The organism is Pseudomonas sp. DWRC2-2 (assembly GCF_049897885.1).
GTDB lineage: Bacteria > Pseudomonadota > Gammaproteobacteria > Pseudomonadales > Pseudomonadaceae > Aquipseudomonas > Aquipseudomonas azotoformans_A.
Genome location: NZ_JAFCXD010000004.1, coordinates 435753 through 454511 on the forward strand (window position 1 = coordinate 435753; position 18759 = coordinate 454511).

The window sequence follows — 18759 nt, forward strand, 5'->3', positions numbered from 1 at the left end:
ACTTTTTAATCGAACGACTCACGACGAGACCCCATGGCCACTCCCAGCGCTAGCTCTTATAACGCCGACGCCATCGAAGTCCTCTCGGGCCTCGACCCGGTGCGCAAACGCCCCGGCATGTACACCGACACCAGTCGGCCGAACCACCTTGCCCAGGAAGTCATCGACAACAGCGTCGACGAAGCCCTGGCCGGCCACGCCAAGTCGGTGCATGTCATTCTCCACGCTGACCATTCCCTGGAAGTGTCCGACGATGGTCGCGGCATGCCGGTGGACATCCACCCGGAAGAGGGTGTGCCCGGCGTTGAGCTGATCCTCACCAAGCTGCATGCGGGTGGCAAGTTCTCCAACAAGAACTACCAGTTCTCCGGCGGCTTGCACGGTGTGGGTATTTCGGTGGTCAACGCCCTGTCCACGCTGGTTCGCGTCAGGGTCAAGCGCGATGGCAACGAGTACGAGATGACGTTCGCCGATGGCTACAAAGCCACCGACTTGGCAGTGATCGGCACCGTAGGCAAGCGCAACACCGGCACCAGTGTGTACTTTGCGCCGGACCCGAAATACTTCGATTCGCCGAAATTCTCCATCAGCCGCCTCAAGCACGTGCTCAAGGCCAAGGCTGTCCTGTGCCCAGGCCTGCTGGTGACCTTTGAAGACAAAGGCACCGGTGAGAAGGTCGAGTGGCACTACGAAGATGGCCTGCGCTCGTACCTGGAAGATTCCGTCAGCGACTTCGAGCGCCTGCCCAACGAGCCGTTCTGCGGCAGCCTGGCCGGTAATAAAGAAGCCGTGGACTGGGCGCTGCTGTGGTTGCCGGAAGGTGGCGACAGCGTGCAGGAAAGCTACGTCAACCTGATCCCGACGGCCCAGGGCGGCACCCACGTCAATGGTTTGCGCCAAGGCTTGCTGGATGCCATGCGCGAATTCTGCGAATACCGCAGTCTGCTGCCGCGCGGCGTGAAGCTGGCGCCGGAAGACGTGTGGGAGCGCATCGCGTTCGTGCTGTCGATGAAAATGCAGGAGCCGCAATTCTCTGGCCAGACCAAAGAGCGCCTGTCGTCCCGCGAGGCGGCGGCGTTTGTCTCCGGCGTGGTCAAGGACGCGTTCAGCCTGTGGCTCAACGAGCACCCAGAGCTGGGCCTGGCCCTGGCGGAACTGGCGATCAACAACGCCGGCCGTCGCCTGAAGGCCAGCAAGAAGGTCGAGCGCAAGCGCATCACCCAGGGCCCGGCATTGCCCGGCAAGCTGGCCGATTGCGCCGGGCAAGACCCAATGCGCTCCGAGCTGTTCCTGGTGGAAGGTGACTCCGCCGGTGGTTCCGCCAAGCAAGCACGGGACAAGGAATTCCAGGCGATCCTGCCGTTGCGCGGCAAAATCCTCAACACCTGGGAAGTCGATGGCAGCGAAGTCCTGGCCAGCCAGGAAGTGCACAACATCGCCGTGGCCATTGGGGTAGACCCAGGCGCGGCGGACATGAGCCAGCTGCGCTACGGCAAGATCTGCATCCTTGCCGACGCCGACTCCGACGGCCTGCACATCGCCACGCTGCTGTGCGCGCTGTTCGTGCAGCACTTCCGCCCGCTGGTGGATGCCGGTCACGTCTACGTCGCCATGCCGCCGTTGTACCGGATCGACCTGGGCAAGGAGATTTACTACGCCCTGGACGAAGCCGAGCGTGATGGCATCCTCGACCGCCTGGTGGCCGAGAAGAAACGCGGCAAGCCACAGGTCACACGATTCAAGGGCCTGGGTGAGATGAACCCGCCGCAGCTGCGCGAAACCACCATGGACCCGAACACTCGGCGTCTAGTGCAGTTGACGCTGGGCGACGACTTCGCCGCCACCTCGGAAATGATGGACATGCTGCTGGCGAAGAAACGCGCGCCGGACCGCAAATCCTGGCTGGAATCCAAAGGCAACCTGGCCGAGGTTCTGGGCTGATGCGCACAGGTTTCGCCCTGGCGATCCTGATGTTGAGCGGGCTGGCGGCTACCCCAGTGGTGGCCGCGCCCGTGGCTGAGTTGAAGCTGGTGTCTGAACACCCGGTAGACGGCATGCGCGGCGGCAACCTGTCGGGCCTGGCCCTGTGTGGCAAGGAGTTGTGGACGGTTTCCGACCGCGATGACGACCAGATCTACCGCCTGGATATCAGCGCGCCGACCTGGCAGGCCGAGGCGGTAAAGATCGACGTGCCACCGGTGCCCGAGTCCGGGTTGCCCTGGGGTTTGCGTTCGCGCACCAAGGCCGCATCGTTCATTCGCGGTGGTGACTTGGACTTTGAAGGCATCACCTGCGATGCCGCCGGCAACCGCTACATAGTCAGCGAAGCCCATGCGGCGGTGCTGCAAGTGCCGGTGACGGGCGCGCCTGAGTGGTTGAAGATCGCGCCGGGCATGGTGCGTGAAGCGCGCGCCAGCGGCATGCTGCTGCACTTCAATGCATTGTTTGAAGGCCTGGCGATCAACCCCGAAGGCAACCAGATCTGGCTGGCCGCTGAGCGCGAAAGACGTGGACTGATCTCGATCAAGCGTCCGCAAAGCCTGTGGGACTGTGACGGCCCCTGCGTTTTGTTGAGCGAAGCCGGCCAGGAAGTGCAACCGGCCCAGTTCCCGAACGCCAAGGCGGTGTCCAAGGACTTCGCCGACCTGGCGCTGTTCAACGGCAAGCTGTTTACCCTGGAGCGCAATGCGTTCCAGATTTGCCGGCGGGATGCGGTCACGGCCAAGGTCGAACTGTGCTGGTCGTTTGCCGACGAGACCCTGACGCCCGAGCGGCGTTATCCCCAGCCCTATGGCCTGGCCGAAGCCCTGGTGGTGGATGCCGACGGCGCCTGGCTGGGCATCGACAACAACTTCGGCCCGCGTGCCGATGGTGAAAAGCGCCCCGTGGTCTATCGTTTCGCCGCCCCTGCCGGTGGCTGGAGCGCTCGCCCATGAGCCCCTGTTTTTTTGAATTGACCCGGTGCAGCGGCAGTTCCGCAGCACCTTACCCGACCATGATGAGGCCCGCATGAGTGACATCCTCGCAGACAGCTTAGATGGCGTAGAACGCCGGTCGCTGGCTGACTTCACCGAAAATGCCTACCTCAACTACTCCATGTACGTGATCATGGACCGTGCCTTGCCGCATATCGGCGACGGCCTGAAGCCTGTACAACGGCGCATTATCTACGCCATGAGTGAGTTGGGCCTGGACGCCGATTCCAAGCACAAGAAGTCGGCGCGTACCGTCGGTGACGTGCTCGGTAAGTTCCACCCCCACGGCGATTCCGCCTGCTACGAAGCCATGGTATTGATGGCCCAACCGTTCAGCTACCGCTACACGCTGGTAGACGGCCAGGGCAACTGGGGTGCGCCGGATGATCCCAAGTCGTTCGCAGCGATGCGCTACACCGAGGCACGCCTGTCGCGTTACTCGGAAGTCCTGCTGAGCGAATTGGGCCAGGGCACCGCTGACTGGGGCCCTAACTTCGACGGCACTCTCGATGAACCGCTGGTGTTGCCGGCACGTTTGCCGAATATCCTGCTCAATGGCACCACCGGCATCGCCGTCGGCATGGCCACCGATGTGCCGCCGCATAACCTGCGCGAAGTCGCCACCGCGTGCGTGCGCTTGCTGGATGAGCCCAAAGCCACGGTGGAACAGCTCTGCGAACACATCCAGGGCCCGGACTACCCGACCGAAGCGGAGATCATCACGCCGCGCGCCGACCTGCTGAAGATGTACGAAACCGGCAAGGGCTCGGTGCGCATGCGCGCCGTGTACCACATCGAAGATGGCGACATTATCGTCACCGCGCTGCCGCATCAGGTGTCCGGTGCCAAGGTGCTGGAGCAGATCGCCGCGTTGATGCAGGCCAAACCGTCGAAATTGCCGCAGGTTGCCGACCTGCGCGACGAATCCGACCACGAAAACCCCTGCCGTATCGTGATCATCCCGACCAACAGCCGGGTCGACCACGAAGTGCTGATGCAACATCTGTTTGCCAGCACGGACTTGGAGTCCAGCTACCGCGTCAACGTCAACATCATCGGCCTGGACGGCAAGCCGCAGCTGAAAAACCTGCGCAACTTGCTGGTGGAATGGCTGGAGTTCCGGGTGCAGACGGTGCGTCGCCGCCTGCAATTCCGCCTGGATAAGGTCGAGCGTCGCCTGCACCTGTTGGACGGCTTGCTGATCGCCTATCTCAACCTGGATGAAGTGATCCACATCATCCGGACCGCCGAGCACCCGAAAGCCGAGTTGATCGCGCGTTTCGAGCTGAGCGAGATCCAGGCTGACTACATCCTCGACACCCGCCTGCGTCAATTGGCGCGGCTGGAAGAAATGAAGCTGCGCGACGAACAAGATGCGCTGCTCAAGGAACAAGCCAAGCTGCAAGCGCTGCTGGGCAGCGAGGCCAAGCTGAAGAAGCTGGTGCGCAGCGAGTTGATCAAAGACGCGGAAACCTACGGCGATGACCGTCGTTCGCCGATCGTCCAGCGCGCCGAAGCGAAAGCGCTGACAGAAACCGAGCTGCTGCCAAACGAGAAAATTACCGTCGTTCTGTCGGAAAAGGGTTGGGTTCGTTCCGCCAAAGGGCATGATATTGACGCCACTGGCTTGTCGTACAAGGCCGGCGATGGTTTCAAGACCGCCGCTGCCGGGCGTTCCAACCAGTTTGCGGTGTTTATCGACTCCACCGGGCGCAGTTATTCGGTGCCGGCCCACACCTTGCCATCCGCAAGGGGGCAGGGCGAGCCGTTGACCGGGCGCCTGACGCCGCCGCCAGGGGCGAATTTCGAGTGCGTGTTGCTGCCGGACGATGATGCGCTGTACGTGATCGCCTCCGACGCGGGTTACGGGTTCGTGGTGAAAGGTGAAGACCTGCAGGCCAAGAACAAGGCGGGCAAGGCTCTGCTGAGCCTGCCGAACAACGCCAAGGTGATCCTGCCTCGGCCGGTGGACGATCGCGAGAGCAACTGGTTGGCGTCGGTGACCACCGAAGGGCGTTTGCTGGTGTTCAAGATCAGCGACCTGCCGCAGTTGGGCAAAGGCAAGGGCAACAAGATCATTGGTATTCCCGGCGAGCGGGTGGCCAGTCGCGAAGAGTACGTGACCGACATCGCAGTGATCCCGGAAGGCGCGACGTTGGTGCTTCAAGCCGGTAAACGTACCCTGTCGTTGCGTCCTGACGACCTTGAGCATTACAAGGGTGAGCGCGGTCGGCGTGGTAACAAATTGCCTCGCGGCTTCCAGCGCGTGGATGCTTTGCTGGTGGAAACGCCGGTTTAACGCGTATTAGAGCCCTCGATCTACGATTTAACGCGTAGATCGACGCTTTGGCGCTGGAGTCATGGCGCATATTCACGGATGATATGGCCTTTCCAGCGCCGGCGTGGCCGAGCGTGTTTAGGTTATTTTTAGTATTACATTGTGGTTCGCCTTGTGGCAGCCACCTGGATGGGATGATGACTGCTCCACGCCTTCCTTTATTTTTTGTGCTCGCTGGCCTTTTGGGGCTGGCGGGTTGCAGCACACATCAACCGGTGTCGCTGTACCAGCTGGACAGCGGAAGTCCGGCTCAACCTGCACAGACCGCCGGCATGGCCGTCTTGCTGGGCCCGGTGGTCGTCGCCGACTACCTGCAACGCGAAACACTCCTGCAACGTCAGAACGACGGCAGCCTGCAAGGTTCCACCGATGGTCGTTGGGCGGGCAGTTTGTCCTCCGACATCAACCAATTGATGTTGCGCCAGGTGGCGGGTCAACTGGACAGCCAGCGTGTGGTGCTGGCGCCCGCGCCGACGGGTTTTACCCCTGATGTGCAGGTGTTGCTGACCATTACCCGTCTTGACTCCGGTACGTCGCAACCGGCGATCCTCGATGCGCAATGGCGCTTGATCGATCGTCGTGGCCAGGTCCGCGATAACCGCATTGTGCACCTGCAGGAGCAACACACCGGCACCACCGCGTCCCAGGTCCAGGCCCAGGGCGTGTTGTTGCAGCATCTGGCACAACAGCTGTCGGTGGCCCTCAAGCCATTGGCCAACCAGCCGCCGATTGCCGAAGCACCGCGCAAGCAAAGCGCCCCGGTACAGGCTAAGCCGGCAGAACCGCAGAAGCCGAAGATGCCGATGGCAACGCCGATTCGTACGGATATGGAAGTGTTCAGGTTCTGATCTGAATCGCAGATACAAAAAAGGCCCGCTGATTCAGCGGGCCTTTTTTTGTGCGATTTTGGTAGCACTGAAGATCAACTGTGGGAGCGGGCTTGCTCGCGAAAGCGGTGGCTCAGTCACCAATGTATCCGACTGACACTCCGCATTCGCGAGCAAGCCCGCTCCCACACAAGCCCACTCTGTTGCTCAGGGCTTGCGGGTCTCGTGCATCCGCGCCAACTGCCGCTCCAGCATCGACGGATACGGTTCCATCAACCGCTCCACGCAGCTGGCACCCTCTGGGCTGGCAATCGGGCGGATTCGTGCGCGTTGGCGGATCAGCGTGTCTTCGCTGATCTTGCGCTCCACCAGCAGCAGGTTGCGACTGTGTTGCGACAGCGCCAGGGCGTCCTGGGCGCTCTCGGTGAGCAGCAGGTCGATCTGGGTCATGCCAAACAGGTCATCGCTCACCGTCAGGCCCAACTGCAGTTGCAGCGTGATGCCACTGTCGGCCACTTCGATCTGCAGGGCATGGCCCAGGGCGCGCAGCAACTCGCCGCAGCAGATGGCGTTGGTCAGGTAGTCTTCGCCGCTGTCTTCACTGTGGAACAGCATCAAGGTACTGCCATCGTTCAGGGTGTGCAGTTCGCTCTGGTACAGCGACGCGGCCTGGTCGAGGCAGTCGCGGTAGCGCTCCAGCAGCTCGGTCAGGCGTGCGCGGGGCAGGCGACGCAGTTGGTCCTGAGCGCCCAGTTGCACCGCCAGTACAGCGCTGAACTGAGGTTCGGTATTCTTCACCGGGGCGGGTTTTGGTGCGACGGCCGGTGCGCTGGCCGAGGTGTCGCGCAAGTCGGCGAAGGGGTCTTCGTCGTCCAGTTCGTCTTCTTCGGCTTTGAACGCCTGGCGGGTGGCAGGCTTCAGGCCAGCCACCGGGGTGTCTTCCACTGCAAATTCAGGCTCATCGTCGAACTCAGGCTCTGGCTCCACTTCGCGCACCACCGGCTCCGGGGCGAAACTGGCGTGCAGCTGGCGGGCGAGGTCGCCGATTTCATCCTGGCGGTCAGTGGCCGGGGTGTGTTCGTCGATATCGCGCAGCCAGATGCGCAACTGCATCAGCGGCGTAGAGATGTGTCGACCCAGGCGCAGGCTCAAGGCCAACGCCAAGGCCAGCAGGATTGCGCTCAAGATGCCCATGCTTTGCAGGCTGATGGTCATCGGCTGCTGGAATTGCTGCATGTCCAGGCTGATGCGCAGTTGGCCGGCCTTCACATCCTGAAACGTAATGTTGCTCTGGTACAGGCCTTCGGCTTCACCCAGCAGGCCGTTTTTCGGGCGCTGCCCGGCTTCGGCCATGATCCGGTTGTCCACGCTGTAGATGGCGGCGTGGGCCACCAGCGGGTTTTTGGTCAGATTGTTGAGCAGCACGTTGAGGCTGAGGATGTCGTTGGACACCAGCAGCTCAGTCGCCGAGGTGGCGGTCTGGGTGGTCAAGCTCTCGCCCAGGGCGTCGGCTTGCTCGTGCATGGCCTGTTTGAACTGCAAACCCATCACACAGGCGTAGATCACCAAGGCCAGGGCGACCAGGATCACGTTATGGCTGGCGATGCGTAATGCGATCGGTACACGGCGGTGGCGCAGTGCCCGGAAGATCAGCAGGAAGAAATTATCGGTTTTTACTGGCGTGGGCCGGTTCACTTGCGCTCGGCTCTTGGTCCGTGAAGTTGACGCGCAGTATAGCGACAGCCCTAGAACCGGCAAAGCGCTGGCTGTGCCCGATGGTCACTGAAAGTGGGTAGAATGCGGTTTTTTTCCAGCCTGGGGGTGCGCCTTGCGCGAAATTGTCCTGATTAACATCACGGGGGAAGACCGCCCAGGTCTGACCGCAGCCATTACCGGCGTTCTGGCCCAGGGTGGTGTGAACATTCTCGACATCGGCCAGGCGGTGATCCACGACACCTTGTCGTTCGGCATCCTGGTCGAGATTCCGAGCACTGAACAAGCGTCTTCGGTACTCAAGGACATCCTGTTTACGGCGTACAAGCTGGATCAACAGGTGCGCTTCACCCCGGTGTCCGAAGAGGACTACCAGCAATGGGTCGCTGGCCAGGGCAAGAAACGCCATATCGTGACGCTGCTGACCCGCAAGGTCACCGCGGAACAATTGCAACGCGTCAGCTCCATTACCGCGCAGTACGGTCTGAATATCGACCATATCGACCGTCTGTCGGGTCGCATGCCGCTGGACACCCCGGCTGACAAAGGCAAGGGCTGCATCGAATTCTCCGTGCGCGGTGAGCCGGCCGATCCGCAAGCCCTGCGCGCCGAATTCCTCAGCGTGGCCCAAGAGCTGAACGTCGACATCGCCTTCCAAGAAGACTCGCTGTTCCGCCGCAACCGCCGCCTAGCGGTGTTCGACATGGACTCCACGCTGATCGAAGCCGAAGTCATCGACGAATTGGCCAAAGCGGCCGGCGTGGGCGAGCAGGTTTCCGAAATCACCGAACGCGCCATGGCCGGTGAGCTGGACTTCCGCGCCAGCTTCAAGGAGCGCCTTGCGCTGCTTAAAGGCCTGGACGTGAGCGTGCTGGACTCCATCGGCGCCTCCCTGCGCCTGACCGAAGGCGCCGAAACCCTGTTCGCTGAACTCAAGCGCCTGGGCTACAAGACCGCGATCCTGTCCGGTGGCTTCACCTACTTCGCCAAGCAATTGCAGGCCAAGCTGGGCATCGACTACGTGTTCGCCAACGAGCTGGAAGTGGTGGATGGCAAGGTGACCGGCGTGGCGGTCGAGCCGATTGTCGACGCTCAGCGCAAGGCGGACCTGCTCAAGGAATTGGCGCACAAGGAAGGTTTGCGTCTGGAGCAGACCATTGCGGTCGGCGACGGTGCGAATGACTTGCCGATGCTGGCAATTGCCGGGTTGGGTGTGGCGTTCCGCGCCAAGCCGTTGGTGAAGCAGTCGGCCAAGCAGGCGATTTCGACGTTGGGCTTGGATGGCGTGTTGTATCTGCTGGGCTTCCGTGACCGCGACGGTCAGCTGTAACTCGCTCTAACGGGTAAATGTGGGAGCCAGGCCAGGCTCCCACCTTCAATCAGGCTTTCGGTAGACCGATGCCTTGGCCCATCTGTACCGGGGTGCCAGCGGCCAACTCTTCTGCCCACTTCACCTGATCCGGCCCAAACAGCACAATCGCGGTCGAACCCAGCTTGAAGCGACCCAGCTCCGCACCTTTCTCCAGATGAACCGGTGCGCGCGCAGCTTCGTCATAGCGGAAGGTTTTCAGCTCGCGCTTCGGCGGCGTCACTAGCCCGGCCCACACGGTTTCAATCGACGCCACAATCATCGCGCCCACCAACACCACGGCCATTGGGCCGCGTTCGGTGTCGAAGATGCAGGCAACGCGTTCGTTGCGTGCGAACAGCTCAGGTACGTTTTCGGCGGTAGTCTGGTTCACCGAGAAGATGCGACCCGGGATGTAGACCATCTCACGCAGCGTGCCGGCCAGCGGCATGTGCACGCGGTGGTAGTCCTTTGGCGACAGGTAGATGGTGGCGAAATCGCCGCCCATGAACGGAGCCGCGACGGCCGAGTCGCCGCCCAGCAATTCCAGCACGCTGAAACTGTGGCCCTTGGCCTGGAACACCCGGCCATGCTCGATCGGGCCCAACTGGCTGACAGCACCATCGGCGGGGCTCAACACCGCGCCTGGGGTTTGATCCAGTGGGCGGGCGCCATCTTTCAGGGCGCGGGTGAAGAAGGCGTTGAAGTGCTCGTAGGCGGTCACGTCTTCAACCAGGGCCTGGGACATGTCCACTTGATAACGCTTGGCGAACCAGCTGGTGAAGGCATTCTTGAACCAGCGCACGCGGCACTCGGCAATGCAACCGGCCAGGCGCGACAGCAAGTGGTGCGGCAGCAAGTACTGGCTGAGGATAAACAACTGCTTTTTCATAACTGTCCTTAAACCTTAAATCTCGACGGGGGTGTCGGGGTGGTTGCCCCATTCGCCCCAGGAACCGGCATAACCTTTGACTCGCGGATAACCGAGCGCCTTGGCCACCAGGTAGGTGAAGCCAGAACGGTGGTGAGTCTGGCAGTGGGTGATGATTTCTTTGTCTTTGGTCAACCCGAGGTCTTCGAGGATCTGCGGCATGTCGCGGCGGATACGCAGGTTGCGCGCCTTGTCCATGCCGGCAGTCCATTCGAAGTTCACCGCGCCGGGGATGTGCCCGCCTCTGGCGGCGAGCACCTTCTCGCCGGAATACTCCAGCGGACCGCGTGCATCCCAGATGCCCAGGTCGGCGGCACCCAGGCGGCTTTGCAGGTATTCGCGGGTGGCGGTGGGGCCATCGTGCAACGTGAGGCTGACCGGGCCGCCGGCGGGGGCGGGCACGTCGGTGGAAACCGGGTGCTTTTCTTCCAGCCAGGCCAGCAGGCCGCCGTCCAGGTAGTGGTATTTCTGGTGGCCGATCACGTCGAGCATCCAGATGAATCTCCCGGCCCAGCCGCCGCCTTCGTCGTCGTAGACCACGTAGGTGGCGTCCGGGGTGTGGCCCAGTTCGCCGAACAGCTTCTCAAGATCAGCCTTGTTGGGCAGCAGGCCGGGCGCCGGGGGCTGGCCCAGTTGGGTGCGCTTTGGGTCAACGAAATGCGCGCCGGGGATATGCCCTTCGGCGTAGCGGGCGGCACTGGTGAGGTCCACCAGTATCAGGTGTTCGGTATCGAGGCGACCAAGCAGGTCGCTGGATTCGATCACCAGCGGCAAGCCAGAGAAGTCAGGCATGTGAGGTCTCCTGGGCACAAATGTTGGCGATAAAAGACGGCGATTGTAGCGCAAGCATCAGGCGCTGCGGTTGGTAAAGCAGTGCAGGGCTTTCTCGATGCATTGGGCGGTTTTGCCGAAGGCCTGCACGGTGGTTTCCGAGAACGGTCCGCCGCCTTGGTCGGCCACCATCAGCATCACCACCTTGCCATTACAGCTCAGCGAGCGCAGCAACAGGTGTTCGCCGGTGAACAGGCGACGCAGGATCGGCGGCAGCAAGGCCGAGAACTGCGCATGGTTTTCAGGGTTGAGGCGTACCTGCGCGGATTTTTCCAGCAAGCGCTGCAAGAGCGTGCTGTTGACCACATCCAGGCTCAAATTGGCCGCATCCTTCGGCAGGCCATCGACCTGGTGAACACGCAAGGTGCTCATGGCGCGGTCAGCCATCAACAGCATGACCCGCTGCATGCCACTGGCCACCAGGGCCTCCTTGGCGCAGGTGGTCAGGTGCATGGCGTTGGCAAAGCGGCTCGGTTCCACCAGCAGTTCGGTGCAGCGCTTGCGCCACACGGCCAGGGCCTCAGCGGTGGGCGGTGGCGCTGGAAGCAGGCCGCGATGAATCTTTTGTACATGCCACGGCCAGATCAGCGACAGCGCCGGGTGCCAGAGGTCAGGCATCAAGGTGGTGCGGGCGCTGGTGACGGCCTGCTGGTGGACCTGCTGCTGCACCTCGCCCAGGGGCTGTTGCAGGTACAGCGCTGTGAGGAGTTGCCAGCGTTCGGTGTGCGGGCAGGTCCAGGATTCCTGGGCCGACATCGCCAGGCCGTTGGCCAGCAGCACGGTATTGGCCGGTTGGTTCAACCAGCGGCGCAGGTTGGGTTCGGCGTCGAGCAATTGCTGGTGGCGCAGTGGGTCGTCTTCGCGGGCGATGTGCAGCGCCTTGACCAGCAAGCGCTGCTCGCTCATCAGCAGCTTATAGCCCTGGGACACCCAGATCGGCAGGTGCCAGGCTTCGGTCAGGCCGACGCACAGGTCCAGCAGGCGCACGCCGAACAGTGCCTGCTCGACCTCGCGCGCCGATTGGCCTTTGTGGATCACCCGCAGTTCCCATTCTTCCAGGAGCTTGGGGTAGGCGACCGCCATCGGCCACAGCGGCGACAGAAACAGCAGGCTGCCCCAGTGAATGTCCTGCCACAGTCGCGCCAGGCGGCTGCCGAACAAACCGTTGGCTTGCTGCGACGCGTGCTGGCTGACCAACAGCAGTTGGCGCAGCGCCACGGGGATCTCATTGGCCGGCACCGAAGGCAGGCGCGCCAGCAGTTCTTCGGCGCGCTTGAGGCCCAGGCGGTTGAGCGCCACTTCGAGGTTTTCCGCCGGTTCCGCCAGGCTGCCATGGGTGTGGCTGTTGGCCTCGCGCATCACGCTGAGCACGAGCGCCGGGCTGCTTTGCATCAGATCGGCAATATCTCGCAATGAACTGCGGCTGTCGCGGATGCCTTTGCACACCCGGTCGTGACTGGCCTGTGGAACAGGCAGCAGCACATCGTCCAGGCGCTTGATCCAAGCGGCGAGAGAGTTGGGTTTTGCACTTGGGACTGTCGTTTCATTAGCCATGATAGGGGCGCGATCATCACTTGCGGTCTACACGCCCGGAGCGGGCCGAACTGGCTTTTCGCCTTAACGGGCTATAGTCTGGCGCAGTTTTGCCGATAAGTAGAACAAGAGTTTTCTGCTACACCCAATATGTCCATGAACCCGACGGCGCAAGTACTCATCCCCTATGGCTAAAATTATCGGCATCATCGTCGTCATCGCAAGTGTGCTCGGTGGCTACGTCCTGTCCCACGGTAAAATTGCGGCGTTGATCCAGCCCTTTGAAGTGCTGATCATCGGTGGTGCGGCGTTCGGCGCATTCTTGCAGGCCAACCCCGGCTACATGACTATGCACGTGGTCAAGAAGTCGCTGGGGATGTTCGGTTCGCGCTTCACTCACACGTTCTATCTGGAAGTGCTGGGGCTGGTCTACGAGATCCTCAACAAGAGCCGCCGCGAAGGCATGATGGCCATCGAGGCCGACATCGAAGACGCCGCCGCCAGTCCGATTTTCGCCAAGTACCCGGCTGTGCTCAAAGATGAGCGCATGACCGCCTACATCTGTGACTATCTGCGCATCATGTCCTCCGGCAACATGGCCCCCCATGAGCTGGAAGGCCTGTTCGACATGGAGTTGTTCAGCCTTAAAGAAGAGTTGGAGCATCCTTCCCACGCCGTGACCGGCATCGCTGACGGTATGCCGGGTTTTGGTATCGTCGCGGCGGTACTCGGTATCGTGGTGACCATGGCGTCCCTGGGCGAGGGCGACCAAGCCGCCATCGGCATGCACGTGGGTGCGGCACTGGTCGGTACGTTCTTCGGTATTCTCGCGGCCTACGGCTTCTTCGGTCCGCTTGCGACCTCCCTGGCCCATGACGCCAAGGAAGAAATCAACCTGTACGAATCGATCAAGGCCAGCTTGGTCGCCTCAGCCTCCGGCATGCCGCCGTCGCTGGCGGTGGAATTCGGCCGCAAGGTGCTGTACCCGAAACATCGCCCAAGCTTCGCCGAGCTGGAACAAGCGGTTCGCGGTCGCTAAGCCATGGAAAACAACCAGCCGATAATCATCAAGCGCGTCAAGCGCTTCGCTGCGGGGCACCATGGCGGCGCCTGGAAAATCGCCTTCGCCGACTTTGCGACGGCGATGATGGCGTTCTTCCTGGTGCTGTGGCTGATGTCCACCGCCACGCCGGAACAGAAGATCGCCATCGCCGGCTACTTCAAAGACCCGATTGGTTTCTCGGAAAGCGGCACGCCCTTCGTGATCGACCTGGGTGGCTCGCCGCAACTGGCGCCTGAGCGCACCATCAACCCGGAAATCAAGACCGAGTCGCCCCAGGAGAAAATCCCGATCGAGCGCGACACCGTCGAGTCCATGGCTGAGCAGGTCGAGCAGGAGCGCCTTGAGCTGCTGCTGCAAGAGCTGCAGACCAAGGTCGAAGAAAACCCGCAACTGCTGAAATTCAAGGACCAGATTTCCTTCGAAATCACGCCCGAAGGCCTGCGCATCCAGATCACCGACGCGGCCAACCGGCCGATGTTCGACTCCGGCAGTGCGCGCTTGAAGCCGTACTTTGAAGACATCCTGCTGGCCATGGCCGACACCATCAAGGCGGTGCCGAACAAGATCAGCATCAGCGGCCACACCGATGCCAAGCCATACGCGGGCCAGGGTGATTTCGGCAACTGGGAACTCTCGGCCAACCGCGCCAACGCCGCGCGCCGGGCGCTGGTTGCCGGCAGTTATCCGGACCCGCAAGTGGCGCGCGTGGTGGGGTTTGCTTCGTCGCAGCTGTTTGATCATCAAGACCCGTTCAACCCGGTCAACCGCCGGATCGATATCGTGGTGCTGACCAAAAAGGCTCAGCGTGCGATTGAGGGTGATCAGCCGCCGACGCCGCAACCTACCCCAGGCGCAGGCGCGCCGGGAGAGGTCCCGGCCGATCCGAACGCGATTCCACCAGGACAGGAGCCGTTGCCGGCGCATGAACTGCGTCAGAAGCTGAACTTGTTTGATGATGGTGGGGTGAAGGATCCTACGGTGCCGGGTACCGGGTCGTAGGCCCTTTTCGACAAACTTCGTCGGTGAAAACGCCCCAACTCATTGGGGCGTTTTCGTATCCGTCAGAGCGGAAGATAGGCTTTCACACCGCTGATCACGCCTTGCATGTCGTCGGTACATAACCTCGGTACGAAGTACTCTCGCCCTTTGGAACGGGTCTTCCTGTGAAGCTTGTCGAGCCGCTCGAAGCTGACGGTGTAAATCATGTCGCACTTCACCCACAGCTCTTTATAGCCATCCGTTAGAAGTGGATTGGTGTGAAGTAAATGGTGCCAGTCGTGCTGTATCTCGGGAGCGGTAGAAGAGATCGGCACTACCGTGCAGAGCTTGCGGTTGTGGGTAGCTGTCGGGGATATCACTACGACTTTGCGGATCTTCAACATTTCTGGTGCAACAAAGCCTCGTGTGAAGTCGCAGAGCAGCACATCGCCTTGTTTGGGGTGATAGAAGAGAGGCAATCGTTAATTCCCCACAAAAAGCAAAGCCGCCCGAAGGCGGCTTCATTCGACACGCAGTGGAGCTTGCTTCGCCCCTTCTGCGCCGCTGGATCAACCCCGAAAAGGATCCAGACTCCTGCCAGCTTTCGCTGGTGACGGAGCAATTATGCGCATCAGAAATTCCGAATTCAAGCTGGCTCGTGTCGACTGGCCGCCCAGTTGTCCTGAATTCTTGATGCCAAACCCCGTTAAATCAATGGACTAGGCCGACCTCTGCCTTACTTTATGTGTATCAAGGCATGGCGGCTCAGTAACTGCTCTCCGGCAAGCTCGCAATAATCGACCGATAGCTGTTCATCCGCTGCTGCTGCACACGCCCATCCTCCAGCGCCTTGAGCAATGCACAGCCCGGCTCTCGGTCGTGTTTGCAGTCGCGGAAGCGGCAGGTGCCGATCAGGTCGTTGAATTCGATGAAGCCCGCTTCCACATCGCTGCGGCTGACGTGGCCGAGGCCGAATTCGCGGATACCGGGGGAGTCGATCAGCTCACCGCCGCCGGGGAAGTGGAACAGGCGCGCGGTGGTGGTGGTGTGGGTGCCCTGGCCGGACAGTTCCGACAGCGGGCCCACGCGGGTGTCGACTTCCGGCAGCAGGCTGTTGACCAGCGAGGATTTACCCACGCCCGACTGGCCGACAAACACGCTGATGCGTCCGTCCAACTGCTGTTGCAGCTGCTCCATGCCATTGCCGTGATGCGCCGAGACTTCCAGCACCGGGTAGCCGAGCGTGCGGTACACCGCCAGCAGGGCATTCAGCGCCGGGGCGTTCTGCTCGTCGATCAGGTCGAATTTGTTCAACAGCAACAGTGGGCGGATGCCAGCGTGCTCGGCTGCGACCAGGTAGCGGTCGATCAGGTTGGCATGGGGCTCGGGTAGTGGCGCGAACACGATGACGATCATGTCGACGTTGGCCGCCACCGGCTTGAGCTGGCCACGGCTGTCGGGGCGGCGCAGTTCGGTGGTGCGTGGCAACTGGGCAACAATCACGCCGATGCCCTGGTTGCCGGCACGCCAGACCACTTGGTCGCCGGTCACCAGAGCAGGCAGGTTGGCGCGCAAGTGGCAACGGAACACTTGGCCTGCGAGTTCGCCTTCGAGCGCCTCGACTTCGACCTGCACACCAAAGTGCGCGATCACCAGGCCCGTTTGTTCAGGACCCAGGTCGCCGCCTTCAAGCGCTTCCACGGCGGAGGATTCACGTTTGGCGGCGCGAGCGGCGCGTTCACCTTGAATCTTTTCGATGCGCCAGTTTTGGCGACGGTTGAGCTGGCGTTTGGCCATTGGTGTTCCGTGTCGATAATGCAAAGGTTGGGTAAAACGGTCGCGAGTCTAGCACGCCCCCGCCTGCTAAACTGCGCAGCTACGCCAAGGTGCCAAGAGAATCAAGCCATGCAAAACCCACAGAACCTGATTTGGATCGATCTGGAAATGACCGGTCTGAACCCCGACACCGACGTCATCATCGAGATGGCAACGATTGTCACCGACAGCAACCTCAACACCTTGGCCGAAGGTCCGGTGATCGCCATCCACCACAGCGATGCCGTCCTTGCCACCATGGATGAGTGGAACACCCGTACCCACGGCAACTCCGGCCTGACCCAGCGTGTGCGCGACAGCCGCATCAGCATGGCCGAAGCCGAAGCCGAGACCATTGCCTTCCTGGAAAAATGGGTGCCCAAGGGCAAGTCGCCGATCTGCGGCAACAGCATCTGCCAGGACCGTCGCTTCCTTTATACCCACATGAAAGGGCTGGAAAGCTACTTCCATTACCGCAACCTGGATGTGTCGACGCTTAAAGAGCTGGCTGCGCGTTGGGCGCCGGAAGTCAAAGACAGCTTCCATAAAGGCAGCACGCATTTGGCGCTGGATGATATTCGCGAGTCGATTGCCGAGTTGCAGCATTACCGCAAGCATTTCATCAAAGCGTGACGCCCCCTTTTGGTGCCGTCAGCAAATGATTAGACTGCCGGCCTCAATGCAAGGATCGCCCTCATGCTGCTGATGCTCTACCTCATCGCCATCACCGCCGAAGCCATGACCGGCGCGCTGTCGGCCGGGCGACGCGGCATGGACTGGTTTGGCGTAGTGCTGATCGCGTGTGTGACGGCGTTGGGGGGCGGTTCGGTGCGTGACGTGCTGCTTGGGCATTACCCGCTGACCTGGGTCAAGCACCCGGAATACCTGGTGCTGACCTCGATTGCCGCGCTGGTGACGATCTTTATTGCACCGCTGATGCGTCGCCTGCGCTCGCTGTTCCTGGCGCTGGACGCCGTGGGCCTGGTGGCCTTCACCCTGATTGGTTGCATGACCGCGTTGGAGATGGGCCACGGCATGCTGGTGGCGTCGGTCAGTGGTGTGATCACTGGGGTTTTCGGTGGCATCCTGCGCGACATCTTCTGTAACGACATCCCGCTGATCTTCCGCCGCGAGCTGTACGCCAGCGTGTCGTTCCTCGCCGCCTGGTTCTACATGCTCTGCCTTTATCTGGAACTGCCCAGCGAGCAGTCGATCCTGCTGACCCTGTTCAGCGGCTTTTTATTGCGGCTGCTGGCGATCCGTTTTCACTGGGAAATGCCCAAGTTCGTCTACAACGACGACGTGCACTAGCGCTTAGCGTGCTGGTTCAGCGCCCATTCCACGTGTTCGCGCACCAGCTCCGACGGGTAATCCCGGCGCGCCTTCAAGGCTTCCAGCACCGGAATGCTCGACGGCGCATTGCCCAGGCCCACCGCCAGGTTGCGCAGCCAGCGCTCGTAGCCGGCACGACGCAGCGGTGAGCCCTCGGTACTGCTGAGGAATTTATCCTCGTCCCACATAAACAGTTCGGCCAGCTCCGCGTTATCCAGGTTGTGGCGCGGTTTGAAATCGCTTTCGGCGGTGGAGCGGGCGAAACGATTCCATGGGCATACGATCTGACAGTCATCACAGCCGAATACCCGATTGCCGATCAGTGGGCGCAAGTCCTCTGGGATTGCGTTCTTGAGCTCGATGGTCAGGTAGGAGATACAGCGCCGCGCGTCCAATACATAGGGGCCGACGAAGGCGTTGGTGGGGCAGATATCCAGGCAAGCGGTGCAGCGGCCGCAGTGTTCGGTGCTGTGGGGCGCGTCGATCGGCAGCGGCAGGTCGACGAATAATTCGCTGAGGAAGAAGTAACTGCCGGCCTTTCGATTAAGGACCAGGGTGTTTTTACCGATCCAGCCCAGCCCGGCTTTTTCGGCGATGGCTTTTTCCAGCACGGGCGCGCTGTCGACAAAGGCGCGGAAACCGAACGGGCCGATCTGCGCTTGAATGCGATCAGCCAGTTGCTGCACGCGCTTGCGGATCAGCTTGTGGTAGTCACGGCCCAGGGCGTAACGCGAAATGTAGGCTTTTTCTGGCTTGGCCAGCAATTGGGCCATTTGCGTGTCGCCCGGCAGGTAATCCATGCGCAGCGACACCACGCGCAAGGTGCCCGGCACCAGTTCGTCGGGATGGGAGCGTTTGCTGCCATGGGCGCCCATGTAGTCCATCTCGCCGTGGTAGCCCGCGTCGAGCCAGCGTTGCAGGTGCTGCTCATGCTCGGCCAGGTCCAGGCCGCTGATGCCGACTTGTTGAAAGCCCAGCTCGCGGCCCCAGTCTTTGATCGATTGGGCGAGGGCGGGCAGATCGGACGTAATAGCAGGCATGAGACACGGGAAACCACAGGTTAGATGCGTATAAT

The 18759-nt window shown here is 61.5% G+C and carries 16 protein-coding genes; 9 read left to right on the forward strand and 7 right to left on the reverse strand.

What is annotated here, in order from left to right:
• Positions 1-33: 33 nt before the first annotated feature.
• From parE to ACP7EW_RS20835, 4 genes are all read left to right on the forward strand, one after another.
• Positions 34-1941, forward strand: a complete 1908-nt coding sequence (gene parE / locus ACP7EW_RS20820; RefSeq protein ID WP_033897857.1) for a DNA topoisomerase IV subunit B — start codon at positions 34-36, stop codon at positions 1939-1941.
• Positions 1941-2936 (forward strand): esterase-like activity of phytase family protein, encoded by a 996-nt coding sequence (locus ACP7EW_RS20825; RefSeq protein WP_426219370.1) that lies wholly within the window; start codon positions 1941-1943, stop codon positions 2934-2936. Before parE ends, ACP7EW_RS20825 begins: the two co-directional genes overlap by 1 nt.
• A gap of 73 nt (positions 2937-3009) precedes the next feature.
• A complete protein-coding gene (gene parC, locus ACP7EW_RS20830) occupies positions 3010-5274 on the forward strand; it encodes a DNA topoisomerase IV subunit A (RefSeq protein WP_025999681.1) in 2265 nt (754 codons plus the stop codon).
• A gap of 176 nt (positions 5275-5450) precedes the next feature.
• A complete protein-coding gene (locus tag ACP7EW_RS20835) occupies positions 5451-6161 on the forward strand; it encodes a PqiC family protein (protein ID WP_033897860.1) in 711 nt (236 codons plus the stop codon).
• A 186-nt stretch (positions 6162-6347) separates the two neighbouring features.
• Here ACP7EW_RS20835 and ACP7EW_RS20840 read toward each other — a convergent pair whose 3' ends face one another.
• Complete coding sequence (locus tag ACP7EW_RS20840; RefSeq protein WP_426219373.1) at positions 6348-7835, reverse strand: AhpA/YtjB family protein; 1488 nt, start codon at positions 7833-7835, stop codon at positions 6348-6350.
• A 133-nt stretch (positions 7836-7968) separates the two neighbouring features.
• Here ACP7EW_RS20840 and serB point away from each other — a divergent pair, with 133 nt between their 5' ends.
• A complete protein-coding gene (serB, locus tag ACP7EW_RS20845; RefSeq protein ID WP_028615502.1) occupies positions 7969-9183 on the forward strand; it encodes a phosphoserine phosphatase SerB in 1215 nt (404 codons plus the stop codon).
• Between the two features lie 49 nt (positions 9184-9232).
• Here the strand turns inward: serB and asd are convergent, their stop codons facing one another.
• From asd to ACP7EW_RS20860, 3 genes are read right to left on the reverse strand one after another with little or no spacing between them, the layout of a single operon-like run.
• A complete protein-coding gene (gene asd / locus ACP7EW_RS20850) occupies positions 9233-10093 on the reverse strand; it encodes an archaetidylserine decarboxylase (RefSeq protein ID WP_033898477.1) in 861 nt (286 codons plus the stop codon).
• A gap of 15 nt (positions 10094-10108) precedes the next feature.
• A complete protein-coding gene (locus ACP7EW_RS20855; RefSeq protein WP_426219377.1) occupies positions 10109-10924 on the reverse strand; it encodes a rhodanese-like domain-containing protein in 816 nt (271 codons plus the stop codon).
• 57 nt (positions 10925-10981) lie between these two features.
• Positions 10982-12517: an HDOD domain-containing protein gene (locus tag ACP7EW_RS20860; RefSeq protein ID WP_426219379.1), complete on the reverse strand. Its 1536-nt coding sequence runs from the start codon at positions 12515-12517 to the stop codon at positions 10982-10984.
• Positions 12518-12683: 166 nt separating this feature from the next.
• On the opposite strand from ACP7EW_RS20860, the gene motA reads away from it, so the two are divergent.
• Both motA and motB read left to right on the forward strand, forming a co-directional pair.
• The gene (gene motA / locus ACP7EW_RS20865; RefSeq protein WP_016976894.1) at positions 12684-13535 is read left to right on the forward strand and encodes a flagellar motor stator protein MotA; all 852 of its coding nucleotides are present in this window, start codon (positions 12684-12686) and stop codon (positions 13533-13535) included.
• A 3-nt stretch (positions 13536-13538) separates the two neighbouring features.
• Positions 13539-14558 (forward strand): flagellar motor protein MotB, encoded by a 1020-nt coding sequence (motB, locus tag ACP7EW_RS20870; protein ID WP_033898472.1) that lies wholly within the window; start codon positions 13539-13541, stop codon positions 14556-14558.
• 62 nt (positions 14559-14620) lie between these two features.
• Here motB and ACP7EW_RS20875 read toward each other — a convergent pair whose 3' ends face one another.
• Together ACP7EW_RS20875 and rsgA are read right to left on the reverse strand one after the other, a co-directional pair.
• Complete coding sequence (locus ACP7EW_RS20875; RefSeq protein WP_426219382.1) at positions 14621-15016, reverse strand: type II toxin-antitoxin system PemK/MazF family toxin; 396 nt, start codon at positions 15014-15016, stop codon at positions 14621-14623.
• Between the two features lie 286 nt (positions 15017-15302).
• Positions 15303-16334 carry a small ribosomal subunit biogenesis GTPase RsgA gene (rsgA, locus tag ACP7EW_RS20880; protein ID WP_025858074.1) on the reverse strand — a complete coding sequence of 344 codons (1032 nt, stop codon included), beginning with the start codon at positions 16332-16334 and terminating at the stop codon, positions 15303-15305.
• Between the two features lie 108 nt (positions 16335-16442).
• Between rsgA and orn the strand changes: the two genes are divergently transcribed.
• On the forward strand, positions 16443-16985 hold the full coding sequence (orn, locus tag ACP7EW_RS20885; protein WP_003171343.1) for an oligoribonuclease: 543 nt from the start codon (positions 16443-16445) through the stop codon (positions 16983-16985).
• A gap of 63 nt (positions 16986-17048) precedes the next feature.
• A complete protein-coding gene (locus tag ACP7EW_RS20890; protein ID WP_028615507.1) occupies positions 17049-17663 on the forward strand; it encodes a trimeric intracellular cation channel family protein in 615 nt (204 codons plus the stop codon).
• On the opposite strand, the gene queG is transcribed toward ACP7EW_RS20890, so the two are convergent.
• Positions 17660-18724, reverse strand: coding sequence for a tRNA epoxyqueuosine(34) reductase QueG (gene queG / locus ACP7EW_RS20895; protein ID WP_426219385.1), 1065 nt, complete (start codon positions 18722-18724; stop codon positions 17660-17662). The two genes, ACP7EW_RS20890 and queG, sit on opposite strands and share 4 nt — an antisense overlap.
• Positions 18725-18759 lie beyond the last annotated feature (35 nt).

Excerpts from the sequence above, each read along its gene's own strand:
- parE (WP_033897857.1), top strand. The coding sequence starts at position 34 with ATGGCCACTCCCAGCGCTAGCTCTTATAACGCCGACGCCATCGAAGTC.
- ACP7EW_RS20825 (WP_426219370.1), top strand. The coding sequence starts at position 1,941 with ATGCGCACAGGTTTCGCCCTGGCGATCCTGATGTTGAGCGGGCTGGCG.
- parC (WP_025999681.1), top strand. The coding sequence starts at position 3,010 with ATGAGTGACATCCTCGCAGACAGCTTAGATGGCGTAGAACGCCGGTCG.
- ACP7EW_RS20835 (WP_033897860.1), top strand. The coding sequence starts at position 5,451 with ATGACTGCTCCACGCCTTCCTTTATTTTTTGTGCTCGCTGGCCTTTTG.
- asd (WP_033898477.1), bottom strand. The coding sequence starts at position 10,093 with ATGAAAAAGCAGTTGTTTATCCTCAGCCAGTACTTGCTGCCGCACCAC.
- ACP7EW_RS20855 (WP_426219377.1), bottom strand. The coding sequence starts at position 10,924 with ATGCCTGACTTCTCTGGCTTGCCGCTGGTGATCGAATCCAGCGACCTG.
- ACP7EW_RS20860 (WP_426219379.1), bottom strand. The coding sequence starts at position 12,517 with ATGGCTAATGAAACGACAGTCCCAAGTGCAAAACCCAACTCTCTCGCC.
- motA (WP_016976894.1), top strand. The coding sequence starts at position 12,684 with ATGGCTAAAATTATCGGCATCATCGTCGTCATCGCAAGTGTGCTCGGT.
- motB (WP_033898472.1), top strand. The coding sequence starts at position 13,539 with ATGGAAAACAACCAGCCGATAATCATCAAGCGCGTCAAGCGCTTCGCT.
- rsgA (WP_025858074.1), bottom strand. The coding sequence starts at position 16,334 with ATGGCCAAACGCCAGCTCAACCGTCGCCAAAACTGGCGCATCGAAAAG.
- orn (WP_003171343.1), top strand. The coding sequence starts at position 16,443 with ATGCAAAACCCACAGAACCTGATTTGGATCGATCTGGAAATGACCGGT.
- ACP7EW_RS20890 (WP_028615507.1), top strand. The coding sequence starts at position 17,049 with ATGCTGCTGATGCTCTACCTCATCGCCATCACCGCCGAAGCCATGACC.
- queG (WP_426219385.1), bottom strand. The coding sequence starts at position 18,724 with ATGCCTGCTATTACGTCCGATCTGCCCGCCCTCGCCCAATCGATCAAA.